We start from the raw sequence: 19,060 nt of genomic DNA, 5'->3' as shown, positions 1-19,060 counted from the left end.
TCAAACCTCCAAATCCAGAACCAGAATGCCGTCGATACCACCCACGGCATTCTCAACCAGCTGCGCGCCCAGCGCCTTGTGCGTTTCGTTGTTCTGATAGGCCTCCAGCGCGGCCCAATCGTCGAAATCGATCACGAACCCATGCATGTATCCGCGTTCAATCTGCTCGGGGCTCTCGCTTCGCCCCCCGGTGAACGCGCTGGCTCCGGGAAGGGCCTTGGACACGTCTGCTAGGCCTTTGTAGATGGCTCCGATTGTCTCTTCTGTCACGTCGACGCGAAATTTGGTCAGTACGATGTGGCGGATCATTTTTAGAAACCCTGGTCTTGTTTGATCATGTCGGCAGCTTTTTCCCCGATCATGATTGTAGGTGCATTGGTGTTCGAAGAATTGACCGTCGGCATAACCGACGCATCCGCGACGCGAAGCCCTTCGATCCCATTGAATCGCAGGCGCGGGTCCAGAACGGCTTCGGCATCGCTGCCCATACGGCAGGTGCCAGCGCAGTGGTGCGATGTTTTGGAATGTACGCAGATAAAATCGAAATACTCCTGCTCGGTCCGCACGTCCGGGCCCGGCAAACGTTCGGCCAGGATGTACGGCTTCAGCGCATCCTGTGCGAGGATGTTCTGCACCAGCTTCAGCCCACGAATGGACATCTCGCGATCGTAAGGATCCGCCAGATAGTTGGGATCAATAAGCGGCATCTCCGCGGGGTCTGAACTTTGCAACCGGACGGTTCCGCGTGACCTGGGGCGCAGGAAACAGGCGTTCAGTGTCACCCCACCGTTGGGCATCGCCTCGACCCCTGCTTCAATGCCGGTACCAAGCCCCAGATGCATCTGAAGATCCGGTGAACGCGCATCCGGGTCTGCGTACCAGAACCCACCCGTTTCGAACAAGCTGGACGCGACCGGTCCCTTGCGGGTGAAAAGGTATTGAAGGCCTGCGAATGCTGAAAGGTGCAGCTTAGCGAAACGGTCATAGGTGTGCGGGCCGGTCACTTCGCAGATCGAGTACAAATCCAAATGGTCTTGCAGGTTCGCGCCGACCTGAGGTTGATGATAAACCGCGTCGATACCAAGACCGTCCAAATGATCCGCTGGGCCGATACCCGACAGTTGCAACAAGCGTGGCGAACCGATGGCACCTGAGGACAGAATGACCTCTTTCGCGGCCAGGATCTTGTCCCCGTTCGTCATCTCGACACCAGTCGCCCTGCCCTTGCCCACCATAATGCGGCGGACCTGTGCGCCGGTGCGCACCGTCAGGTTCGGTCGGCTGCGGTTTGGCGCGATAAACGCCATCGCGGCAGATGAGCGTCGCGCATTGCGCTGGGTCAGCTGATAGTACCCCGCGCCATCCTGCTTCGCCCCATTCACATCGCGCGTTTCGGGAATCCCCACTTCCCCTGCGGCCTTGATGTACGCATCGCAGATTGGCAAAGGTGCTGCGGGCATGGACACGCCCAGTGGTCCGCCCTTGCCGTGAAATTCGTCGTCGTAGGTGTCGTTGTCCTCGGATTTTTTGAAATAGGGCAGCACGTCGGCATAGCTCCAACCCTCGCACCCCATCTGTCTCCAGTCATCGTAATCCTGTGCTGCACCCCGCGTGTAGATTTGCGCGTTGATCGCAGACCCCCCGCCGATCACCTTGGCCTGGGTGTAGTTAAAGACCTTGTTCTGCATGTGCTTTTGCGGAACCGTGGACCAGCCCCAGCTGCCGATACCCTTGGTCATCTTCGCGAACCCGGCGGGCAGGTGAAAGAACGGGTGACGGTCGGTGGAGCCGGCCTCTAGCAACAGCACATGCGCCGAGGGTTCTTCGGAAAGACGCGCAGCGATCACCGAGCCTGCCGAGCCGCCCCCAATGACAATGAAATCATATCCTTCAGACATTCTTATGCGCCCTGACTTACAGACGTGAAATCGACAAGCCGCCATCCACCGGGATGGCGGCGCCGTTCGCAAAGTGCATCTGCCCCTGAACCAGCGGGACGACAACGGATCCAATGTCTTCGGGCGCACCCCAGCGTGCCGCGGGAACAAGACCGCCTTCGATGCGGTCGGTGTACTTGTCGCGCAGGCCAGCCGTCATCTCCGTCGCGATGATGCCTGGTCGCAGCTCAAAGACGCCGATGCCTTCGGGGGCCATACGTACTGCGAACAACTGAGCCATCATCGCTGCGGCCGCCTTGGACACGCAGTACTCGGCGCGTTCGATCGACACCATTGTCGCGCTGACAGAGGTGACAAAGGTGATTGATCGATAGGTATCTTGCGGCTGTTCTAACATGCGCCGAGCCACTTCTTGCGCCAGAAAAAACGCGCCACGCAGGTTGATGTTCTGCACGAAATCCCAGTTCTCAGGCTTCAGATCCAGCATGTCGCCGCGCACCGGTGCCCCAACCCCTGCGTTGTTTATCAACGCGGTGATCGGTCCCAAATCAGCTTGGATCTGATCCAGTAGCGCCGGAACGTGATCAATGTCGGACACATCGTGCTGCACATAGATTGCGTTTGGGCCAAGCTCTGCCAAAGCCGCCTGAACAACCGGTTTGTCGGGTGCCGAGCGAGAGGCTATTGCGACCTTGTACCCCGCCGCGATCAAGGCACGCGCCACCCCGAGACCAATGCCCTGTTGTCCTCCGGTCACCAATGCAGTTCCGGTCATGCAGCGAACTCCGTTTCAATAATGTGACGACCTGCACGGAGTGCGAGTGCGGCTATCGTGAGGGCCGGGTTCACCGCTGCAGAAGTCGGAAGAACTGACGCGTCGACGATGAAAAGGTTCTTATGGTCGTGGCTACGACAGAACGTGTCGACGACACTGCTTGACGGATCATTGCCCATCCGCGCTGTGCCGCATTGATGTGACGGAGTGCGCCGATCAAATGGTCGCGACAATACAACAGGAAACCCGGCCTGCTTCAGATGCGCCTTTAGCCGCGCAACTAGGGCCTCGTGCGCAGCCCAATTCGAGCGTTTCCAATCCAGCTTGATCTGGCCACCTTCGACCGTCACCCGGCTTTCTGGGTTCGGCAGGTCCTCCGACATAGCATAGAAATCAAAGCTGCGATTGGCGATCAGTGCTGCAATTGGAGCCGGTAGATGGGTTTGCGACGCAAGGATCGGCCCAGTGATCTTTCCCAACATCTGAATGTTGCCCAAAGGCAAACCACCCTGCCCGTCGCTGTTATAATAGTCGTTGAACATTAATGTCTTTTGATAGAGAGCTCTATTGCGACGCAGTGGATGAAGGGCCAGCACCGCCGAGCAATTGTGGTTCATGAAGTTACGCCCGACCTGATCGGACCGATTGGCAAAACCGGTTGGAAAATTGTCGTTCGCGGACTGCAGCAACAGGACTGAGGACTGTACCGCACCTGCCGCAAGCACGATTACCGGCGCACTAAGGGCACCGTGGCCATCAACCTCGACGCTTGTGACGCGACCAACGGCATCAACCTTCAGTTTAAGGACACGCGCGTTAGTTAAAAGTTCGACATTCTCGTGCTTCAATGCTTCGGCAAGCGCACAAGTTTCGGCATCCATTTTGCCACCGCATGTATTGGGAAACGCATCCCAAGTTGTTTGCCCAGCCTCGAGCCAGGTCTCAATTTCCACGCCCAAAGGCACTGAGGATGGCGTCAGGCCTGCTTGGCTTAGCCGCGTCCTCAGGTCTGCAATATCAACCTCATCCGACACAGGTGGGTGTGGGTAACCCCCACTGTGCGGTGGCTCGGTGGGATCTTCTTTGGTGGTCCCACGTACGTCGTAAAGCTGTTCCGCGGCGGTATAATCTGTCTCCAGCTCTTCGTAGGGCATGGGCCAGCCGTGAGAGTAGCCCCCCATAAGCTGACGCGGCTCAAAATCCTCTTTCCGATAACGTATCAAAGCTGCGCCGTAGAACTTGGAATTGCCGCCAACGCAGTAGTAGTTTCCCGGGTTGAAAAGCTTGCCTGCTCCATCCACCCATGTTTCATCGGGGCGGAAGTGCCCACTAGCAAAGATCGCCCTTGGGTCTCGATCCTGAGGTGAGGGCTGCAATCTCTCACCTCGTTCAAGGATCAGAATGCGACGACCGGACGGGGCCAACGCCGCAGCCAGCGTTGCCCCCCCGATACCCGACCCGATGATTATGACGTCAGCCCGATTCATGGAAGGATCCGCATCTCGCTTTCGGGATCAAAAGCCACGGCCTTTTCCATGTTTACTGCAAAGTTGAAATCCTGCCCCGGTGCGACCTCTGCATCCGAACGCATACGCGCGATCACATCTCGCCCGCCCAATTGCATCGAGACAAAGGTGTCCGATCCAGCGGGTTCCGTCACCACGATACGGTTGGTCATCTGCGCGATGTTCGACGACTTTCGATCCGCGCCATCCATATCGGTGATTGTCTCAGGACGGATTCCCAACAAGATCTCGCGCCCATCCCATGCGGCTAGGTTGTCCTGGCTGAACGGAAGTTGCGCCATGGATCCGTCGTGAACGGCGACCTCTGCATGGGGGCGGCCATTCAAAACCCTAACCTTGGCCGGAACCACATTCATTGCCGGCGAGCCCATGAAAGTTGCGACGAAGATATTCGCAGGCGTGTCATAGATTTCCTGCGGCGTGCCCAGCTGCTGGACATAGCCGCCGTTCATCACGGCAATGCGGCTTGAAAGCGTCATTGCCTCGATCTGGTCATGCGTTACGTAGACGATGGTGGTCCCGAGGTTCTGATGCAGCTTCTTGATCTCGGTTCGCATATCAACGCGCAGCTTGGCATCGAGGTTCGAGAGTGGTTCATCGAACAGAAAGACATCCGGGTTTCGCACCAGCGCGCGACCCATTGCAACCCGCTGACGCTGACCGCCGGACAACTGCCCGGGCTTGCGATCCAGCAACTGCTCGATCTGCAAGAGCTTGGCAACTTCTTGCATCGCTTTGTCGCGTTCAGGCTTAGGCACCCCGTGCATCTCAAGCCCGAAAGTGATGTTCTGCCCGACCGTCATATTGGGATACAAAGCATAGCTTTGGAAAACCATGGCAATGTTGCGGTTGGACGGGTGCACCCCATTCATCACCTGGTCCTTGATGCGGATTTCGCCGCTTGTGATCTCTTCCAGCCCCGCAATCATGTTCAGCAGAGTGGATTTGCCACAGCCCGAAGGACCGACCAGCACCAGGAACTCACCCTCCTGCACCGAAATATCCACTTTGTGCAGAACCTCGACCGCCCCGTAGGATTTAGTCGCGTTGTCTATGTCTAGAAAACCCATGAGGTCTTATCCTTTCACCGAACCCGCCATCAGGCCGCGGACGAAGTATCGACCGGCCACGATGTAGACGAGCAGAGTTGGCATGGCCGCCAGAATGGCGCCTGCGAAATGAACGTTGTATTCCTTCACGCCGGTGGACGACTGCACCAGATTGTTCAGTGCCACCGTCATCGGCTGGCTGTTGGCATCGGCAAAGGACGCGCCGAACAGGAAGTCATTCCAAATATTGGTGAACTGCCAGATGATCGAAACCACGGCGATCGGCCCGGAACTGGGCAGAAGTATGCGCCAGAAAATCTGAAAGAACCCAGCGCCATCAATCTGCGCCGCCCGGATCAGCTCGGTAGGGAACACCGCGTAATAGTTGCGGAAGTACAGCGTGGTGAAGCCAATCCCGTAGACCACGTGCACCAGTGCCAGACCCCATGTTGTGCCCGCCAGCCCGATTATACCCAGCATCCGCGCCATTGGGATCAGAACAATCTGGAACGGGATGAAGCAGGCGAACAGCATAAGACCGAATAAGATGGTGTCGTACTTGAAGCGCCACTTGGTCAGCACATAGCCATTCAACGCTCCGAGGATGGTCGAGACGATCACCGCCGGAACCACCATCTTGATCGAGTTCCAGAAGTAGGGCTTCAGCCCTGTCGGATCGACGCCGATCTGCGCTGAAGACCACGCCTTGAGCCACGGCTCAATCGTGAAGACCTGCGGCAGGTTCATCATGCCGCCGCCGGTGATCTCTTCCAAAGGCTTCACCGAGTTCACCAGCATGACATAGAGCGGCAGCAGGTAGAACAGACCGAACAGCAACAGCACCAGATAGATCAGCGTGCGCGTAACGCGGCCCGTGCGGATTGCGGTATCCTGAGTTGCTTGAGACATCAGCGTTTCTCCCGCAATTCGGCGTAAAGATAGGGGATCATGATCGCCGCAATGGTCATCAGCATGATCGTGGCCGACGCCGCACCGATCCCCATCTGGTTTCGCGTGAACGTGTAGGAATACATGAAGGTTGCGGGCAGTTCGGTGGCACGACCGGGCCCACCCCCGGTCAGGGCGATGACAAGGTCAAAGGTCTTAATCGCCAAGTGGCTGAGGATCACGAAGGCCGACAAGAAGGCTGGTCGCAGTTGCGGAATGATGATCCGGCGATAGAGGTTCCAGTTCGAGGCGCCATCCATTTGAGCAGCACGCAGGATTTCATTGTCGATTCCACGCAGGCCAGCCAAGAACATCGCCATCACGAAGCCGCTCGTCTGCCAGACGGCCGCCAGAACCACCGTGTAGATGGCGTAATCACGGTTTTTTATCCAGTCGAACTCGAAGCTTGTCCAGCCCCATGTATGCATGACGTTTTCCAAGCCGATGCCAGGGTCAAGGAACCACTTCCAGGCGGTGCCGGTGACGATGAAGCTCAGAGCCATAGGATAGAGGTAGATGGGACGCAGCAGCCCTTCTCCCCGGATTTTCTGATCAAGGAAGATCGCCAGACCCAGGCCGATACAGGTGCAGATCACGATATAGAGGCTCGCGAAAATCCCCATATTGATCAACGAGGTTTCCCAATGGCTCAGCCGCCACAATTTGTCGTAGTTTTCCCATCCGACCCATCCAAAGGACGGCAGGATGCGACTGTCGGTGAATGACAGGTAGACCGAAAACAGAATGAACCCGTAGACAAAGACCAACATCATCGCCAGCGACGGTGACAGGACCAGCTTGGGTATCCAGTTCTGAAGGCGTGTCTTAAAATCCGCGTCGGCTGAAGCAGCCATGGCGCGCCCTCCTCGTTCGAGTCGTGTTAAATCGGAGCTTTTGCGCCCGCTTGGTGACAGGGCGGCCAGACCGCCGCCCCATCGGGAGGATCACTTATGGATCACTTGGCGATTGAAACGGCATCAACCAGTTCGGTCACGGCATCTTCGCTGCCGTACTCGCCGTTAAAGTGAGCGGTCACAACGTCATAGACGGCGTTCTTGACTGACGCAGGCGCAGCATGTCCGTGTGCCATCGAGCCGAACAGGTTGCCTGACGAAGCCGCGGCAGCCAAATCTTTCATGCCCTGCTGACCACACGCATCCAGATCGCTGCCGTCCACGTCTGTCCGCGCAGGCACCGAGCCCTTCACCTTGTTGAAGGCAATCTGGAAGGACGGCGACAGGATCGCGCTGGCCAGCGCGGCTTGCTCGGCCGATACCGTACCGCCCTGGTCAAACATCATGAACTGGTCAGCGTTGAAGGTGACTTGATCCTGAGTACCCGGGAAGCGGAAGCACAGAAAGTCCTCACCCGGCACTTTGCCGGCGTTCAGGAATTCGCCTTTGGCCCAATCACCCATCATCTGGAAGCCGGCCTCACCGTTGATGACCATTGCTGTCGCCAGGTTCCAATCACGACCCGAGAAATTCTCATCCACGTTGTCGCGGATAAAGGCCATACGGTCGAACGCTTCTTTCATCGCGTCGCCACCCAGTGTTTCCTCGTCCAGGTCGATGAAGGCCGCTTTGTAACCGTCAGGCCCCAGCGTCGACATCGCGATAGCATCGAACACAGTCGCATCTTGCCAGGCCTGACCACCATGCGCGATCGGAGTGACGCCAGCAGCTTTCAACGCCTCAACCGCTGCGACGAATTCGTCCCAGTTGGTGGGCTGTGCAATACCGTTGGCGTCCAGCACCGCTTTATTGGCCCAGACCCAGTTGGTCGAGTGTACGTTCACAGGGGCCGAGACCCATTTGCCGTCGTGCTTGGCGAAGGCTTTCAGCGCATCTGGGACGACGTCATCCCAACCTTCCTGGGCTGCCACTTCGTTCAGGTCGGCCAGCGCGCCCTGATCGGCCCAGTCCAGAATGTCAAAGCCCAGAGCCTGAACTGCTGTTGGAGCGTTACCTGCGGTGACGCGTGCGCGCAGAACGGTCATCGCCTGCTCACCACCGCCACCTGCAACAGGCATGTCGGTCCATCCAATGCCCTGTCCGGACAGGTCGTCCTTGAGAACGTTTAGTGCTGCGGCCTCACCGCCAGACGTCCACCAATGCAGAACTTCCACGTCTTCAGCGTGCGCAAGGCTGGTCGTGCACAGTAGACCTGCTACAAACAGCGATTTTGTCTTCATAAATTTACGCATTCTTGTTTCCTCCCTTAATGCGTTATTCTCACTCGGGACCAATCTGGTACCCGGTCTTAGTCTTGCGGAACCCATGGCGCCCGGCTGCTGCCGATACGCATGACCACTGATTTCACTTCGAAGAATTCCTCGAACCCATATCGTCCGATTTCCCGCCCCTGCCCGGATTGTTTGACCCCACCGAAAGCGACCTCGGGGAACCCGTCCATCCAGGTATTGGTCCAAACCGTTCCCGCTTGTGCTCGGCGGGCAAACTCTAGGCAGGTGTGAACGTTCTCGCTCCAGACCCCTGCCGACAGACCGTAAGCGCTATCATTCGTCAGCGCGATGGCTTCGTCCAGTGTTTTGAAAGTCAAAACAGAAAGAACAGGCCCGAATACTTCATCGCGGGCAACGGGCATGTCAGGCGAGACGTCAGAAATCACCGTCGGCTGATAGAACTGAGCGCCGAGGCCTTCGACCTCAAGCGGCTCACCACCCAGATCAATAGTCGCACCGGAAGCCTGCGCCTGTTTGACATACGCGTCGATTTTTGAGTTGTGCTCGGACGTTACGATAGCCCCAACTTGCGTTGTCGGGTCCAAAGGATCGCCGAATTTGACTTTGCGCGACAGGGCGACGACACGCTCGCGGAATTCATCGGCGATGTCCTCGTGCACAATGATGCGACTACTTGAATTGCAGCACTGGCCAACATTGAAATAGACACCGAACACAACCGCATCAGCGGCTGCATTCAGATCGGCTTCGGGAAAGATGACCTGAGGGTTCTTGCCCCCAAGCTCAAGCGCAACTTTCTTGAGTGTTTCCGATGCTACTGCGCTGATCGTCTTGCCCACAGCCGTTGAGCCCGTAAAGCTGATCATGTCCACGCTGTCATGGCTCGACATCACACTGCCAACGGGAACTCCGTAACCCAGAACGATATTGCATACACCGGCGGGCAATCCGGCTTCGATCAACAATTCGCCCAGCATCAAGGTTGTCGACGGTGTCATCTCAGACGGTTTCACAACAACGGTGCAACCTGCCGCCAACGCGAAGGGCAGTTTCTGACTGAGAATCCAGAACGGAAAATTCCAAGGCGTGATGATGGATACGACACCGATGGGTTCCTTCAGCACGACACCCATCATATCTGCGCCAAGAGTGTTGTGGCTGTCGCCGTGCGTGCTGCGTGCCAATGAGGCCGCATAGCGCCAAAGGTCTGCTGCACCGCCGACCTCACCCTTGGATTGGCTGATCGGCTTACCGCTTTCCAGCGTTTCGGTCAGTGCGATCCGGTCGACATTTTGCTCAATCAGGTCGGCAACCTTCATTAAAACGGTGGCCCGTTCTTTGCCCGATGCCCGGCTCCAAACACCGCTGTCGAACGCCTTGCGCGCCGCCTGGATCGCAGCCTCGGCTTCAGTCTCGCCACCCAAGGCCGAACGACTGACGATGTGCCCGTGCGAGGGCGAGCGCCGTTCGAACGTCTTACCCGACGCACTATTCTGCCACCTGCCATCGATGAGATGCCGACCTTCGAACAACGGCGGAAGCTCGAACGGGATAGCAGGGTTGATGGTGATGTCTTTCATATTGTCAAAGGCCCGAAAATGTGGGGTTACGTTTTTCCATGAACGCTGCGACGCCTTCTTCGCGGTCCGCTGAGGCGGCAATTGCTGCGCTACCAAGGGCTTCGACCACGGCATGAGTGTCTTCACCGACCGCTGCATGGATCATGTTTTTTGAGATTTCGGTGGCGCGAGGCGAAAGGTCGCTAAGTTCGGCGGTGATCTCAAGCGCGCGCGCCAGTACGTCGTCAGCCACCTCGGTCGCATAGCCTAAGGCCAACGCGCGGTCGGCACCGATACGGCGCCCGAAGAGTGCCATTTCCTTCACCGAAGCTTCGGGGATCAGACGAGTCAACCGCTGTGTCCCGGACCAGCCGGGCACAATCCCGACCCGAGCTTCGGGCAAAGCCAACGTGGACCGCGGGGTCATCAGGCGCAAATCGCAACAACTGGCCAGCTCTAGCCCGCCGCCGAACGCGTGGCCGTTGATCGCAGCAATTGTCGGTTTGCTGATCCGCGCCAAGCGATCAAAGATACGATGTCCGTCACGGACCCAATGGCGGGCGAATTCGGCGGGGCTCAGACCGTCCCAAGCACCGATATCAGCACCGCAACAAAACGCTTTTTCCCCTGCGCCAGTCAGAACCAGCGCACGAACGGACGCGTCACGCTCGACCTCTGTCAGGCCAGTTTCCAGCGCGTGCAGCATATCTACAGTTAGCGCATTGAGCTTGGCCTCGTTGTCCAAAGTCAGGACGGCGGTTGCACCCTCGATGTGAATGCGAAGCTTGCTCACAGTGTCATCCCCGTCGGGCCGACTGCGAATAGCGACTTGGACATTTGAACCGCGTTTTCCGCGACTTTGACGCGACCGCCTGAAGCTTCTACAATATCGCGCTGCGCCTCAATGCCGGGCATGATTTCCGTCGCGACCAGCCCCTGATCCGTCAGGCGTATGACGCAACGCTCAGTCACATAGAGCACATCTTGACCGGTTTCACGGGCACGGCGGCCCGAGAATGTGACATGCTCGACCTGATCCACCATCTTGGTGAATTTTCCTGGGGCATTCACTTGAATCCCGTCATCTGTCAGGTCGATCTTGGCACCGGCTTCGAACCAGCCCGAGAACACGATCTTTTTGGCCCGCGCGGTAATATCGACAAAACCACCGCATCCTGCCGTTAGGTAGGGCTTCTTACCAAGTTTGGAGACGTTCACATTGCCTTCTACATCGACCTCTAGGAACGAGAGGAACGACATGTCGAACCCGCCGCCCTGGAAATAGATGAATTGCTGTGGTGACGGAACGAAAGCGTGTGCGTTGGATGCGCACCCAAAAGCAAAGCCGGTCAGTGGGACGCCGCCAACGGCCCCCTGCTCGATCGCCCATGTCACCGCCTGAGGATGGCCCTCCTCCAACAAAACACGCGGGACCATTGCGCTGATGCCAAAGCCCAAGTTGGCACTCATGCCGCTGCGCAGTTCTTGGGCGGCGCGGCGCGCGATGACCTTTTCGACACCATGCTCGGCCAGCGAAAAGCTGCCCCAAGGGCGCATAATCTGGCCAGAGATCGCAGGGTCATAGGGCGTCTCTGTCGTTTGCATCTGCTCTGGGTCTTCAACGATCAGGTCGACTAGATGCCCCGGCACGCGCACGTCATGGGGGCGCAAGCTACCCGCGGCAGTCACACGTTGAACCTGTGCGATCACGAGCCCACCGTGGTTGCGTACGCAAATCGCTTGCTCCAACCCGCCCAGATAGGCACCTTCATGTTCATAGGTCAGGTTGCCAAACTCATCCGCCGTGGTTGCGCGCAAAACGCACACGTTCGGGTTGATATTTGGGAAGTGCAGCCAAGTCTGACCGTCGAATTCCTTTCGGTTAACGATTGGAGCCGCCGCACCACGCGCGTTCATCGCGCATCCTTCCCGAACAGGATCCACGAAAGTCTCAAGCCCGACCTGTGTGAGAACACCGGGTCGATGCGCTGCGGCTTCGCGATGCATATCGAACAGAATTCCCGATGGCACGTTGTATGCGGCCACTCGGTCTTCGACGATCATCTTCCAGATTTCCGGCATCTCAAGGCTGGAAGGGCCCGACGGGTATGAACCGGCGAGAACGCGGCTTAGCAGTCCATCCTGCGCCAGATAATCCATTCCCTTCACGCCATACATATCCCCGGCGGCGATTGGGTGCAGCGTTGTAATGTTGCGCGGATGCGCTTCAGAGCGATACCGCTCTCCGAGTGCCTTCAGCACAAGGTCGGGGCACCCCAGCGCAGAGGACGACGATACGGTGACAACCGCATTGTCTGGGATACGAGAAACGGCCTCGGAAACGGAAACAAGCTTGGTCATCAGAAACCGCCATAATCTATGTTGATACGTTCACCCGACGCTGCGGCCTCACGAACGCTCAGAGCGATTGACAGCGATTTCACGCCATCAGGTCCGTCGGCAGCAGGACGGCCTTGTCCCGCCGCTGCGGCGACAAATTCCGAAACGCCGTGAACGTATAGAGAGTGGTCCGAAAAGGGGATTTCTTCACTTCCGGCTTCAGTCACCAGCTGTATTGCCCCAACCGGGCGCTGCGTCATGATGCCATCCGCAAAAATCGAACCCTCGGTTCCATGCACCTGCAGGCCAGACCCGGCAAAGGGGTGCGTAAAGCTCTCGTGCGTCATGACCATCGCGCCCGAAGGCATCGTCCACACGGACATGCACGAGTCCTCGACCCCCTGCCCCATCCCGGAACTGGCCATTTGCGCAACGACAGACACCGGGTCTTCATTGAGCAGGAAGCGGGTGACATCCGCGTCATGAACAACGATGTCAGGGATCACACCACCGCCAGCATCGGCAGAGTTGATACGCCACCCCTGCAAGTTCTCGGGCAAATGCACCGCGTGATGGATGCGCAACGAAAGAACCTCGCCGACGCGCCCGTCTGCGATCAGGTTACGAATGGCACGATGACTGCCAGAGCATCGCAGGTGGTGGTTAGTACCAAAAGTCACGCCAGCCGCGTCGGCCGCGCGCACCATTTCGACAGCTTCCGCCTGCGTCATCCCAAGCGGCTTTTCACATAGAACATGCTTGCCAGCCGCGATGGCAGCCATCGCCTGACCATGGTGCTTCTCATTTGTGGAGGAAATGTAGACGGCTTTCACGCCATCGTCGGACAGCGCCGCGTTCAGGTCTGTGGTTGCATTGGGAATACTGTGCTCCTTAGCCCAGGTTTGCACCCGGTCAGGGGAATTACTGACGACCCAGGTCACGTCGTTGTCTGCCTGCTGACGCACCGCGTCCAACATATATTGCGAAGCTATAGTGCTCGCTCCGACAAATGCCCAGTTCATCTGATTTCCCCGCAATTGGAACGTTCCAAAACATCTAATGGAACGTTCCAAATTTGACAAGAAAAAACTCTGTGCGCACCATAAAGGCAAGAAAATATGGCTAAAAACGCGACGCTTGCAGCCTCATCCAAAACAATCACAGGGAATCGAAGGGATTCACGGCGTGCCTACACTCTGACTGAGTCGCAGAAATTCGCCTCGCGCTACTAACATCAACGCGTCAGAGCGACCCCTTCCACGGTCACCCTGTGCATAAGACGTCGAAACCCATGGTAGTCGTTGATCGCTTTGTGCCACGTCGCTCTGTTATCCCAAATGGCGATGTCGCCTACCTGCCAACGCAGGCGACATTGGAATTCAGGCTGCTTGCAGTGATCGTAAATCATGCCCAGCACCGCGGCAGACTCATCCGCGCTCAAGCCTTTGATTTCGGTCGTGAACACAGGATTGACGAACAACCCGCGCCTACCGCTGAGAGGATGCGTGATGACAACGGGGTGTAAAGTGTCTTGCGTGGCAGCTTCGGCGTTCCCCAACCGGCCGCTTTTCGCGGCTTCTGTGTCCACGATGCTGGCCCCGAAGACATGGCGAGAGGAATGCACCGCCCACAAATCATCTAAGAAACCACGCATTGTGGGCGACAAAGCTTCGTAGGCGGCAGCCATCGACACAAACAACGTGTCGCCACCATGGGGCGGAACCTCAAGGGCGTGCAGGATCGAGCCCATAGCAGGCTCCTGATCATAAGAGTGGTCAGTATGCCACCCCTCTCCCACAGCCTCTTTCTGATCCTTCTCTTTCAACACCGTGGCAATCTCAGGATGGCCGTCCACCGGTTTGAAAAATCGGTTCACATTGATTGGGCCGAACCTTCTCGCAAAGGTCAGATGCTCTTGCGGGCTAACACTTTGACCCCTCAGTGCGATAACGGAATACTCTACGAAGGCTGACTTAATTGCGTCGAATTGATCTTCACGCCGGATGTCCGCCCCGACGATTTCCGCACCCAATCCACCGGTGAGAGGTTTTACTTCCATGCGCCTTCCTCCCTGCTTCGCTCAGCCTAAAAGACGAGAAATATCACTTCATAGCAATCGGCTTCGCTTCATACAGCTCCAATGGAAGATCGTCCGGGTCGGTGAAGAAAGTGAACCGATGGCCGGTATATTCATCGACACGGATATCTTCGACGAGGACACCTTTCTGTTCCAGGCTGTTTTTCTGCGCCTCGATATCATCCACAACAAACGCAAGATGCCGCAGACCTCGTGCTTCGGGACGAGACATGCGTTTGGGCGGGTTGGCAAAGGAAAACAGTTCAATCTGAGAGCCGTCCGGCAACGCCAAATCCAGCTTCCAAGATTGCCGCTCAGCCCTGAAATTCTCCGCAACAATTCTTAAACCTAGCGTCTCTGAGTAAAACGCCTTGGACCGTTCATAGTCCGAACAAATGACGGCTGCATGGTGGATTGATTTCAAGCTACCCACAGACTCTTTTCCGCATATTATCAGTGTTTTAAATCCAATTCTTGAGGCAAATTTTCACTCCACTTTCGAAGCTCTTCAAGAAAACCAAGAGCTGTCCGGCCAAACTCAGTAATCGAATATTGCACGGAAACAGGAGCTGTATCCATTATCTGTCGGCGAACCAGACCCTGCGCCTCAAGTTGACGCAATCTTTCGGTGATCATCTTTTTGCTTGCCCCGCCGATCATGCGCGAAAGATCGTTGAAACGAACAGGTCCATCCCTAAGATGCCACAAGATCGAACCTGTCCACTTTCCACCAATGATTCGCATACCACGCTCGATTGCACATGGCTCATGACACGCCTCTGAGACATGTCGGCGCCCTTTGGCATCCTCATTAACTCGCGCCCGCATCATCGTCCTTTCGCTCAGACAGCTAGGTTACCAAAAGTATACTAGTTGATTTCTCATACCTACACTCTCAAATGCTATTTGAACCCGCTGAAAGTCAAGGGTTCAAAGATTGCACAAATAGGATATGGACATGAGCAAAATCCTGATCTTGAACGGCACTCAGCCCTACGAATTCGCCCCCGGACAGTTGAACGCCAGCCTTGCCGACCGGGCGCGCGGTATGCTGACGGCAATGGGCCACGAAGTTCGCGTGACCACCGTCGCCGACGGCTATGACGCGAATGCTGAGGTTGAGGCGCACCTCTGGGCCGATACAGTCATCATGCAGTTCCCGGTGAACTGGATGGGTGTTCCGTGGATCTTCAAGAAATACATGGATGAGGTTTATACGGCCGGCATGGACGGTCGTATGTGCGCAGGCGACGGTCGAACGACTGACTCACCCAAGGCCAATTACGGCACCGGCGGCACGCTAAATGACAAGAAATACATGCTGTCAGTTACCTTCAACGCCCCGAAAGAAGCGTTCGATGATGCGTCCGAGCCTTTTTTTGCGGGTGCCAGCGTCGACGACCTACTAGCACCTATGCACTTGAACGCAAAGTTCTTTGCCATGCAGCCCCTTCCGACTTTTGCTGCATTTGATGTTATGAAGAACCCGGAAATCGAGGCCGATTTCGCTCGATTTGACGTACATCTGAAAACCACATTTACCGAGGTTGAACATGTCCCAGCCTGATATCCATCTTTTCACTGCGGGAACGATGAACGGGTACAAACCGGTTATCTTTCTAGAGGAGGCAGGTGTCCCTTACGACCTGACTCACATCAACTTTTCCAAGCAGGAACAAAAGGCGCCGGTTTATCTGGCGCTGAACCCTAACGGAAAGATCCCAACAATCGAGGATCGTTCGGAGGGGCGCGCCATCTTCGAATCTGGTGCGATCCTATGGCATCTGGCCGAAAAATACGGAAAGTTCTTGCCTTCGGAACCAGAAAAACGGTCCGAGGTGATGCAGTGGCTTCTGTTTCAAGTCGGCCATGTAGGCCCCATGATGGGACAGGCAATGTATTTCCAGCACATTGCAGCGCCCAATGGCCATAACGAGCCCTTTTCAATCAGCAGATACGTGGACGAAAGCCGCCGCTTGATGGAGGTGATGAATACACGTCTGGACGGGCGTGAATGGATCGCTGCGGACGAATACACCATTGCCGACATGATGCTGTACCCGTGGGCGCGTGCTCATGTCTGGGCACGGGTGGATGTATCGGACCTGCCGTATCTGAACGCATGGTTCGACCGCATTGATGCCCGGCCCGCCGTGCAGCGGGCGTTGACCATTCCCAAGGCCAACCCTCAGTTCTGGGACGCCGACGCAGATGCCAGCGCCTTTGCCAAGGAAAACGCAGCGCGGTTTTCGAGCGATGTGAAAGGAAGCTGAAGCGGTGAATGCCGGGCATTTCCGGCATGATCACCACACGAACGGACAGGAAATTCCAGTGCGCCCTCGCTGAACAACCGTTGCAGGGTTGCAAGGCGAGGGTCTCCACGACAACCTTCATCCTATAGAAAAACACTCAATCGGGGTGGTCGCTTGCCGACCACTACAACCTTGGAATTTTGAAGGGTCCCTAATTTATGGCACTGCATAACCACCCCATGTGGCGGAAGCCGCAACATCATCCAGACCTCGATCACACTCACGACCACGTCCACTGGGCCGAGTTGTTCTATGACCTGATCCATGTTGTGACGATCTTCCTTCTTGGGAACTACCTGTCACACCACCTCGATCTGAGTGGGTTTCTTGTTTTCGCCGGGGTCTTCATCACGCTCTGGTACGCGTGGGGTGAGCTCAGTATTTTCAACTCGATCTACGTCAGCACCGATTTCTGGCATCGCCTGATCATGGCCGTGATGATCTGTACGGTGATGTTCATGGCCGCCGCCATCCCCGCCATCGACGGCAAGGGCTGGGTTTTCTTCGCGTTGGGGTTTGCCGCGAACAGAGCCATGATCGCCGCGCTATATTTCCGTGCTCAGCGAACCAATTCCTCGGGCGTTTCGATGTCGGCGGCACAGATCCGCAACTTCTCGGCCTTTGCAGTGATCTTTGCCACTACGGCGTTTCTGCCTAAACCGCTTGCCTATTGGGCATTTGCTGCCGCGATGGTTGCCACGCAGGCGATGTACATGATCCCCGGCGTCACTGTCCTGCGCTTTGAACGGTTCGTCCCGCGCCTCGGTCATATGGCAGAGCGGTTTGCCTTGTTGACGCTGATCGTTTTAGGTGAAGGGTTCTTCAAACTGGTCGTCACACTGTCTGAGAAAGGCATCTACAAAGTTTCACCCGACGTGCTCGTCAACTTTGTAATTGGCGGCGTTTCGATGTTCGTGATGTGTTGGATCTATTTTGACTTCGTTGGCAACGCCAAACCCAAAGACAAAGAGGTTTCGACCTTGGTGATCTGGTGGCTTGCTCATCTGGTCTTGATGTTGTGTGGCGTAATGGTCGGCGTGGCCCTTGCGGCCGAGGTTAAGGTCGGGTTTTGGGAGCCTTACCCAACAGAATATGCCGCCATTGGCTGTTTCGGCCTTGCAGGCTACATCGCCATGCTTTGGGTACTTCAGAACGTCATTGAACACCGTGTGGCCTCAGATTTCGGGCGCTGGGATGTGCGGGTGTTTGGGATCGTTCTGGCAATCGCCTGTTTCTATGTTGTCCCGCATGTCCCATCGTTGGTTGGCAATCTGATTTGGGGCACGGCGTTGTTGTCGCAAATCGCGTTTCCCTTGATGCGCGCAAGAGCGAAGCTTCGCCATGACTGAAGCGGTCACAGCTGCAAACTACCTGAGAAAAAGAGTGTACTGGTGGCTCGAGCGCCCAGACCGTGCTGCGACCGGCCCTTGGGTCCTTGAGCTAGCTCTTATCGCTCTGATCACGCTGAATGTGGCCGCCGTTATCCTTGAAACGGTCGATTCAATCTATGACCGCTGGGGGTTCGCACTCAACTTGTTCGAAAGTCTTTCATTGTTCGTTTTCGTAGTGGAGTACGCGGCTAGGCTTTGGGTTGCGACAGAAAACCCGAACTACAAGTCGCGCGCTTCCTGGGCCGTTTCTCCCATCGCTATCATCGACCTATTGGCCATACTCCCAGCGCTGCTTTACCTACTCTTTCCGGTTGACCTGCGGCTGCTAAGAACCTTCCGTATGTTGCGCTTGCTCAAACTCACAAGGTACTCACCCGCGCTCGGCATGCTGCTTGCGGTGTTCGAGGAAGAAGCGGGCGCCTTTTTTGCGGGTTTCTTCATCCTGATGGTGATGCTGATCTTTGCTGCAAGTGGCGCTTGGCTCGCAGAACACGAAGCGCAACCAGAAGCCTTTGGCTCAATCCCGGCAGCGATGTGGTGGGCGATGGCTACACTGACAACCGTCGGCTATGGCGACGTGACGCCCGTGACAGTCGCAGGAAAGATATTTGGCGCTGCGATCACGGTGATTGGCATTGGTATGGCTGCATTGCCAGCAGGGATCATCGCAAGTGGGCTAAACGATCAATTGCATCGACGACGCTCCAGACTTGAGCAAGAATTTCGAACGGCCTTGGAAGATGGCGATATCTGCGAAGCAGACGAAGCGGATATTGAAGCTGTTCGCAAGCAGTTGGGTTTATCGCGTCGATCTGCCGAGCAGATCCGAGATCGCGTCCATGCCGAAACGATATCAGCAGTCAAACGTTGCCCAACATGTGGTCAAACAACAATACACGAAACCAAGGCGTAACACTCGTGCGGTGTTTCAATTAAGTCCATATTCAGAAAGCACAATGGAGTGCCGCAAGAAGCCAAT

19 protein-coding genes are annotated in these 19,060 nt (G+C 56.5%); 4 read left to right on the top strand and 15 right to left on the bottom strand.

Going from position 1 to position 19,060, the window contains the following annotated elements; translation table 11 throughout:
- The 15 genes from J7394_RS00935 to J7394_RS00865 all read right to left on the bottom strand — a co-directional run bounded on the left by J7394_RS00935 (nucleotide 1) and on the right by J7394_RS00865 (nucleotide 15,122).
- A complete protein-coding gene (locus J7394_RS00935; protein ID WP_209250327.1) occupies nucleotides 1-309 on the bottom strand; it encodes a Dabb family protein in 309 nt (102 codons plus the stop codon).
- A gap of 2 nt (nucleotides 310-311) precedes the next feature.
- Nucleotides 312-1,898 (bottom strand): GMC family oxidoreductase, encoded by a 1,587-nt coding sequence (locus tag J7394_RS00930; protein ID WP_209250325.1) that lies wholly within the window; start codon nucleotides 1,896-1,898, stop codon nucleotides 312-314.
- A 16-nt stretch (nucleotides 1,899-1,914) separates the two neighbouring features.
- Nucleotides 1,915-2,673, bottom strand: a complete 759-nt coding sequence (locus J7394_RS00925) for a 3-ketoacyl-ACP reductase (protein WP_209250323.1) — start codon at nucleotides 2,671-2,673, stop codon at nucleotides 1,915-1,917.
- Nucleotides 2,670-4,160, bottom strand: a complete 1,491-nt coding sequence (locus J7394_RS00920) for an FAD-dependent oxidoreductase (protein WP_209250321.1) — start codon at nucleotides 4,158-4,160, stop codon at nucleotides 2,670-2,672. Before J7394_RS00920 ends, J7394_RS00925 begins: the two co-directional genes overlap by 4 nt.
- Nucleotides 4,157-5,269 (bottom strand): ABC transporter ATP-binding protein, encoded by a 1,113-nt coding sequence (locus J7394_RS00915; RefSeq protein WP_209250319.1) that lies wholly within the window; start codon nucleotides 5,267-5,269, stop codon nucleotides 4,157-4,159. The genes J7394_RS00920 and J7394_RS00915 overlap by 4 nt, the downstream gene beginning before the upstream one ends.
- Nucleotides 5,270-5,275: 6 nt before the next feature.
- Complete coding sequence (locus tag J7394_RS00910) at nucleotides 5,276-6,157, bottom strand: carbohydrate ABC transporter permease (RefSeq protein ID WP_068340098.1); 882 nt, start codon at nucleotides 6,155-6,157, stop codon at nucleotides 5,276-5,278.
- The gene (locus tag J7394_RS00905) at nucleotides 6,157-7,050 is read right to left on the bottom strand and encodes a carbohydrate ABC transporter permease (RefSeq protein WP_170376146.1); all 894 of its coding nucleotides are present in this window, start codon (nucleotides 7,048-7,050) and stop codon (nucleotides 6,157-6,159) included. Before J7394_RS00905 ends, J7394_RS00910 begins: the two co-directional genes overlap by 1 nt.
- Nucleotides 7,051-7,151: 101 nt before the next feature.
- A complete protein-coding gene (locus tag J7394_RS00900) occupies nucleotides 7,152-8,390 on the bottom strand; it encodes an ABC transporter substrate-binding protein (protein WP_170551916.1) in 1,239 nt (412 codons plus the stop codon).
- 68 nt (nucleotides 8,391-8,458) lie between these two features.
- Nucleotides 8,459-9,982 (bottom strand): aldehyde dehydrogenase family protein, encoded by a 1,524-nt coding sequence (locus J7394_RS00895; protein ID WP_209250318.1) that lies wholly within the window; start codon nucleotides 9,980-9,982, stop codon nucleotides 8,459-8,461.
- Between the two features lie 4 nt (nucleotides 9,983-9,986).
- Nucleotides 9,987-10,754 carry an enoyl-CoA hydratase/isomerase family protein gene (locus J7394_RS00890; protein ID WP_209250317.1) on the bottom strand — a complete coding sequence of 256 codons (768 nt, stop codon included), beginning with the start codon at nucleotides 10,752-10,754 and terminating at the stop codon, nucleotides 9,987-9,989.
- Entirely contained in the window at nucleotides 10,751-12,322 is a 1,572-nt protein-coding gene (locus tag J7394_RS00885) for an acyl CoA:acetate/3-ketoacid CoA transferase (RefSeq protein WP_209250316.1), read from the bottom strand. Before J7394_RS00885 ends, J7394_RS00890 begins: the two co-directional genes overlap by 4 nt.
- Complete coding sequence (locus J7394_RS00880; RefSeq protein WP_209250315.1) at nucleotides 12,322-13,323, bottom strand: Gfo/Idh/MocA family protein; 1,002 nt, start codon at nucleotides 13,321-13,323, stop codon at nucleotides 12,322-12,324. The genes J7394_RS00885 and J7394_RS00880 overlap by 1 nt, the downstream gene beginning before the upstream one ends.
- Nucleotides 13,324-13,535: 212 nt before the next feature.
- Nucleotides 13,536-14,360, bottom strand: a complete 825-nt coding sequence (locus tag J7394_RS00875; RefSeq protein ID WP_209250314.1) for a TauD/TfdA family dioxygenase — start codon at nucleotides 14,358-14,360, stop codon at nucleotides 13,536-13,538.
- A gap of 43 nt (nucleotides 14,361-14,403) precedes the next feature.
- Nucleotides 14,404-14,811 carry a VOC family protein gene (locus tag J7394_RS00870; RefSeq protein ID WP_371811906.1) on the bottom strand — a complete coding sequence of 136 codons (408 nt, stop codon included), beginning with the start codon at nucleotides 14,809-14,811 and terminating at the stop codon, nucleotides 14,404-14,406.
- A gap of 20 nt (nucleotides 14,812-14,831) precedes the next feature.
- Entirely contained in the window at nucleotides 14,832-15,122 is a 291-nt protein-coding gene (locus J7394_RS00865; RefSeq protein ID WP_247747984.1) for a helix-turn-helix domain-containing protein, read from the bottom strand.
- A 214-nt stretch (nucleotides 15,123-15,336) separates the two neighbouring features.
- Between J7394_RS00865 and J7394_RS00860 the strand changes: the two genes are divergently transcribed.
- The 4 genes from J7394_RS00860 to J7394_RS00845 all read left to right on the top strand — a co-directional run bounded on the left by J7394_RS00860 (nucleotide 15,337) and on the right by J7394_RS00845 (nucleotide 18,994).
- Nucleotides 15,337-15,945 carry an NAD(P)H-dependent oxidoreductase gene (locus J7394_RS00860; protein ID WP_209250313.1) on the top strand — a complete coding sequence of 203 codons (609 nt, stop codon included), beginning with the start codon at nucleotides 15,337-15,339 and terminating at the stop codon, nucleotides 15,943-15,945.
- Entirely contained in the window at nucleotides 15,932-16,651 is a 720-nt protein-coding gene (locus tag J7394_RS00855; protein ID WP_209250311.1) for a glutathione S-transferase family protein, read from the top strand. The genes J7394_RS00860 and J7394_RS00855 overlap by 14 nt, the downstream gene beginning before the upstream one ends.
- 197 nt (nucleotides 16,652-16,848) lie before the next feature.
- Nucleotides 16,849-18,039 (top strand): low temperature requirement protein A, encoded by a 1,191-nt coding sequence (locus tag J7394_RS00850; RefSeq protein ID WP_209250309.1) that lies wholly within the window; start codon nucleotides 16,849-16,851, stop codon nucleotides 18,037-18,039.
- Nucleotides 18,032-18,994 (top strand): ion transporter, encoded by a 963-nt coding sequence (locus J7394_RS00845; RefSeq protein WP_209250307.1) that lies wholly within the window; start codon nucleotides 18,032-18,034, stop codon nucleotides 18,992-18,994. Before J7394_RS00850 ends, J7394_RS00845 begins: the two co-directional genes overlap by 8 nt.
- Nucleotides 18,995-19,060: the final 66 nt, after the last annotated feature.

It is taken from the genome of Ruegeria sp. R13_0, from assembly GCF_017743995.1.
Classification (GTDB): Bacteria; Pseudomonadota; Alphaproteobacteria; order Rhodobacterales; family Rhodobacteraceae; genus Ruegeria.
This window is presented reverse-complemented; position numbering and strand designations above follow the sequence as displayed.

Excerpts from the sequence above, each read along its gene's own strand:
- J7394_RS00935 (WP_209250327.1), bottom strand. The coding sequence starts at position 309 with ATGATCCGCCACATCGTACTGACCAAATTTCGCGTCGACGTGACAGAA.
- J7394_RS00930 (WP_209250325.1), bottom strand. The coding sequence starts at position 1,898 with ATGTCTGAAGGATATGATTTCATTGTCATTGGGGGCGGCTCGGCAGGC.
- J7394_RS00925 (WP_209250323.1), bottom strand. The coding sequence starts at position 2,673 with ATGACCGGAACTGCATTGGTGACCGGAGGACAACAGGGCATTGGTCTC.
- J7394_RS00920 (WP_209250321.1), bottom strand. The coding sequence starts at position 4,160 with ATGAATCGGGCTGACGTCATAATCATCGGGTCGGGTATCGGGGGGGCA.
- J7394_RS00915 (WP_209250319.1), bottom strand. The coding sequence starts at position 5,269 with ATGGGTTTTCTAGACATAGACAACGCGACTAAATCCTACGGGGCGGTC.
- J7394_RS00910 (WP_068340098.1), bottom strand. The coding sequence starts at position 6,157 with ATGTCTCAAGCAACTCAGGATACCGCAATCCGCACGGGCCGCGTTACG.
- J7394_RS00905 (WP_170376146.1), bottom strand. The coding sequence starts at position 7,050 with ATGGCTGCTTCAGCCGACGCGGATTTTAAGACACGCCTTCAGAACTGG.
- J7394_RS00900 (WP_170551916.1), bottom strand. The coding sequence starts at position 8,390 with ATGAAGACAAAATCGCTGTTTGTAGCAGGTCTACTGTGCACGACCAGC.
- J7394_RS00895 (WP_209250318.1), bottom strand. The coding sequence starts at position 9,982 with ATGAAAGACATCACCATCAACCCTGCTATCCCGTTCGAGCTTCCGCCG.
- J7394_RS00885 (WP_209250316.1), bottom strand. The coding sequence starts at position 12,322 with ATGACCAAGCTTGTTTCCGTTTCCGAGGCCGTTTCTCGTATCCCAGAC.
- J7394_RS00880 (WP_209250315.1), bottom strand. The coding sequence starts at position 13,323 with ATGAACTGGGCATTTGTCGGAGCGAGCACTATAGCTTCGCAATATATG.
- J7394_RS00875 (WP_209250314.1), bottom strand. The coding sequence starts at position 14,360 with ATGGAAGTAAAACCTCTCACCGGTGGATTGGGTGCGGAAATCGTCGGG.
- J7394_RS00865 (WP_247747984.1), bottom strand. The coding sequence starts at position 15,122 with ATGCGAATCATTGGTGGAAAGTGGACAGGTTCGATCTTGTGGCATCTT.
- J7394_RS00860 (WP_209250313.1), top strand. The coding sequence starts at position 15,337 with ATGAGCAAAATCCTGATCTTGAACGGCACTCAGCCCTACGAATTCGCC.
- J7394_RS00855 (WP_209250311.1), top strand. The coding sequence starts at position 15,932 with ATGTCCCAGCCTGATATCCATCTTTTCACTGCGGGAACGATGAACGGG.
- J7394_RS00850 (WP_209250309.1), top strand. The coding sequence starts at position 16,849 with ATGGCACTGCATAACCACCCCATGTGGCGGAAGCCGCAACATCATCCA.
- J7394_RS00845 (WP_209250307.1), top strand. The coding sequence starts at position 18,032 with ATGACTGAAGCGGTCACAGCTGCAAACTACCTGAGAAAAAGAGTGTAC.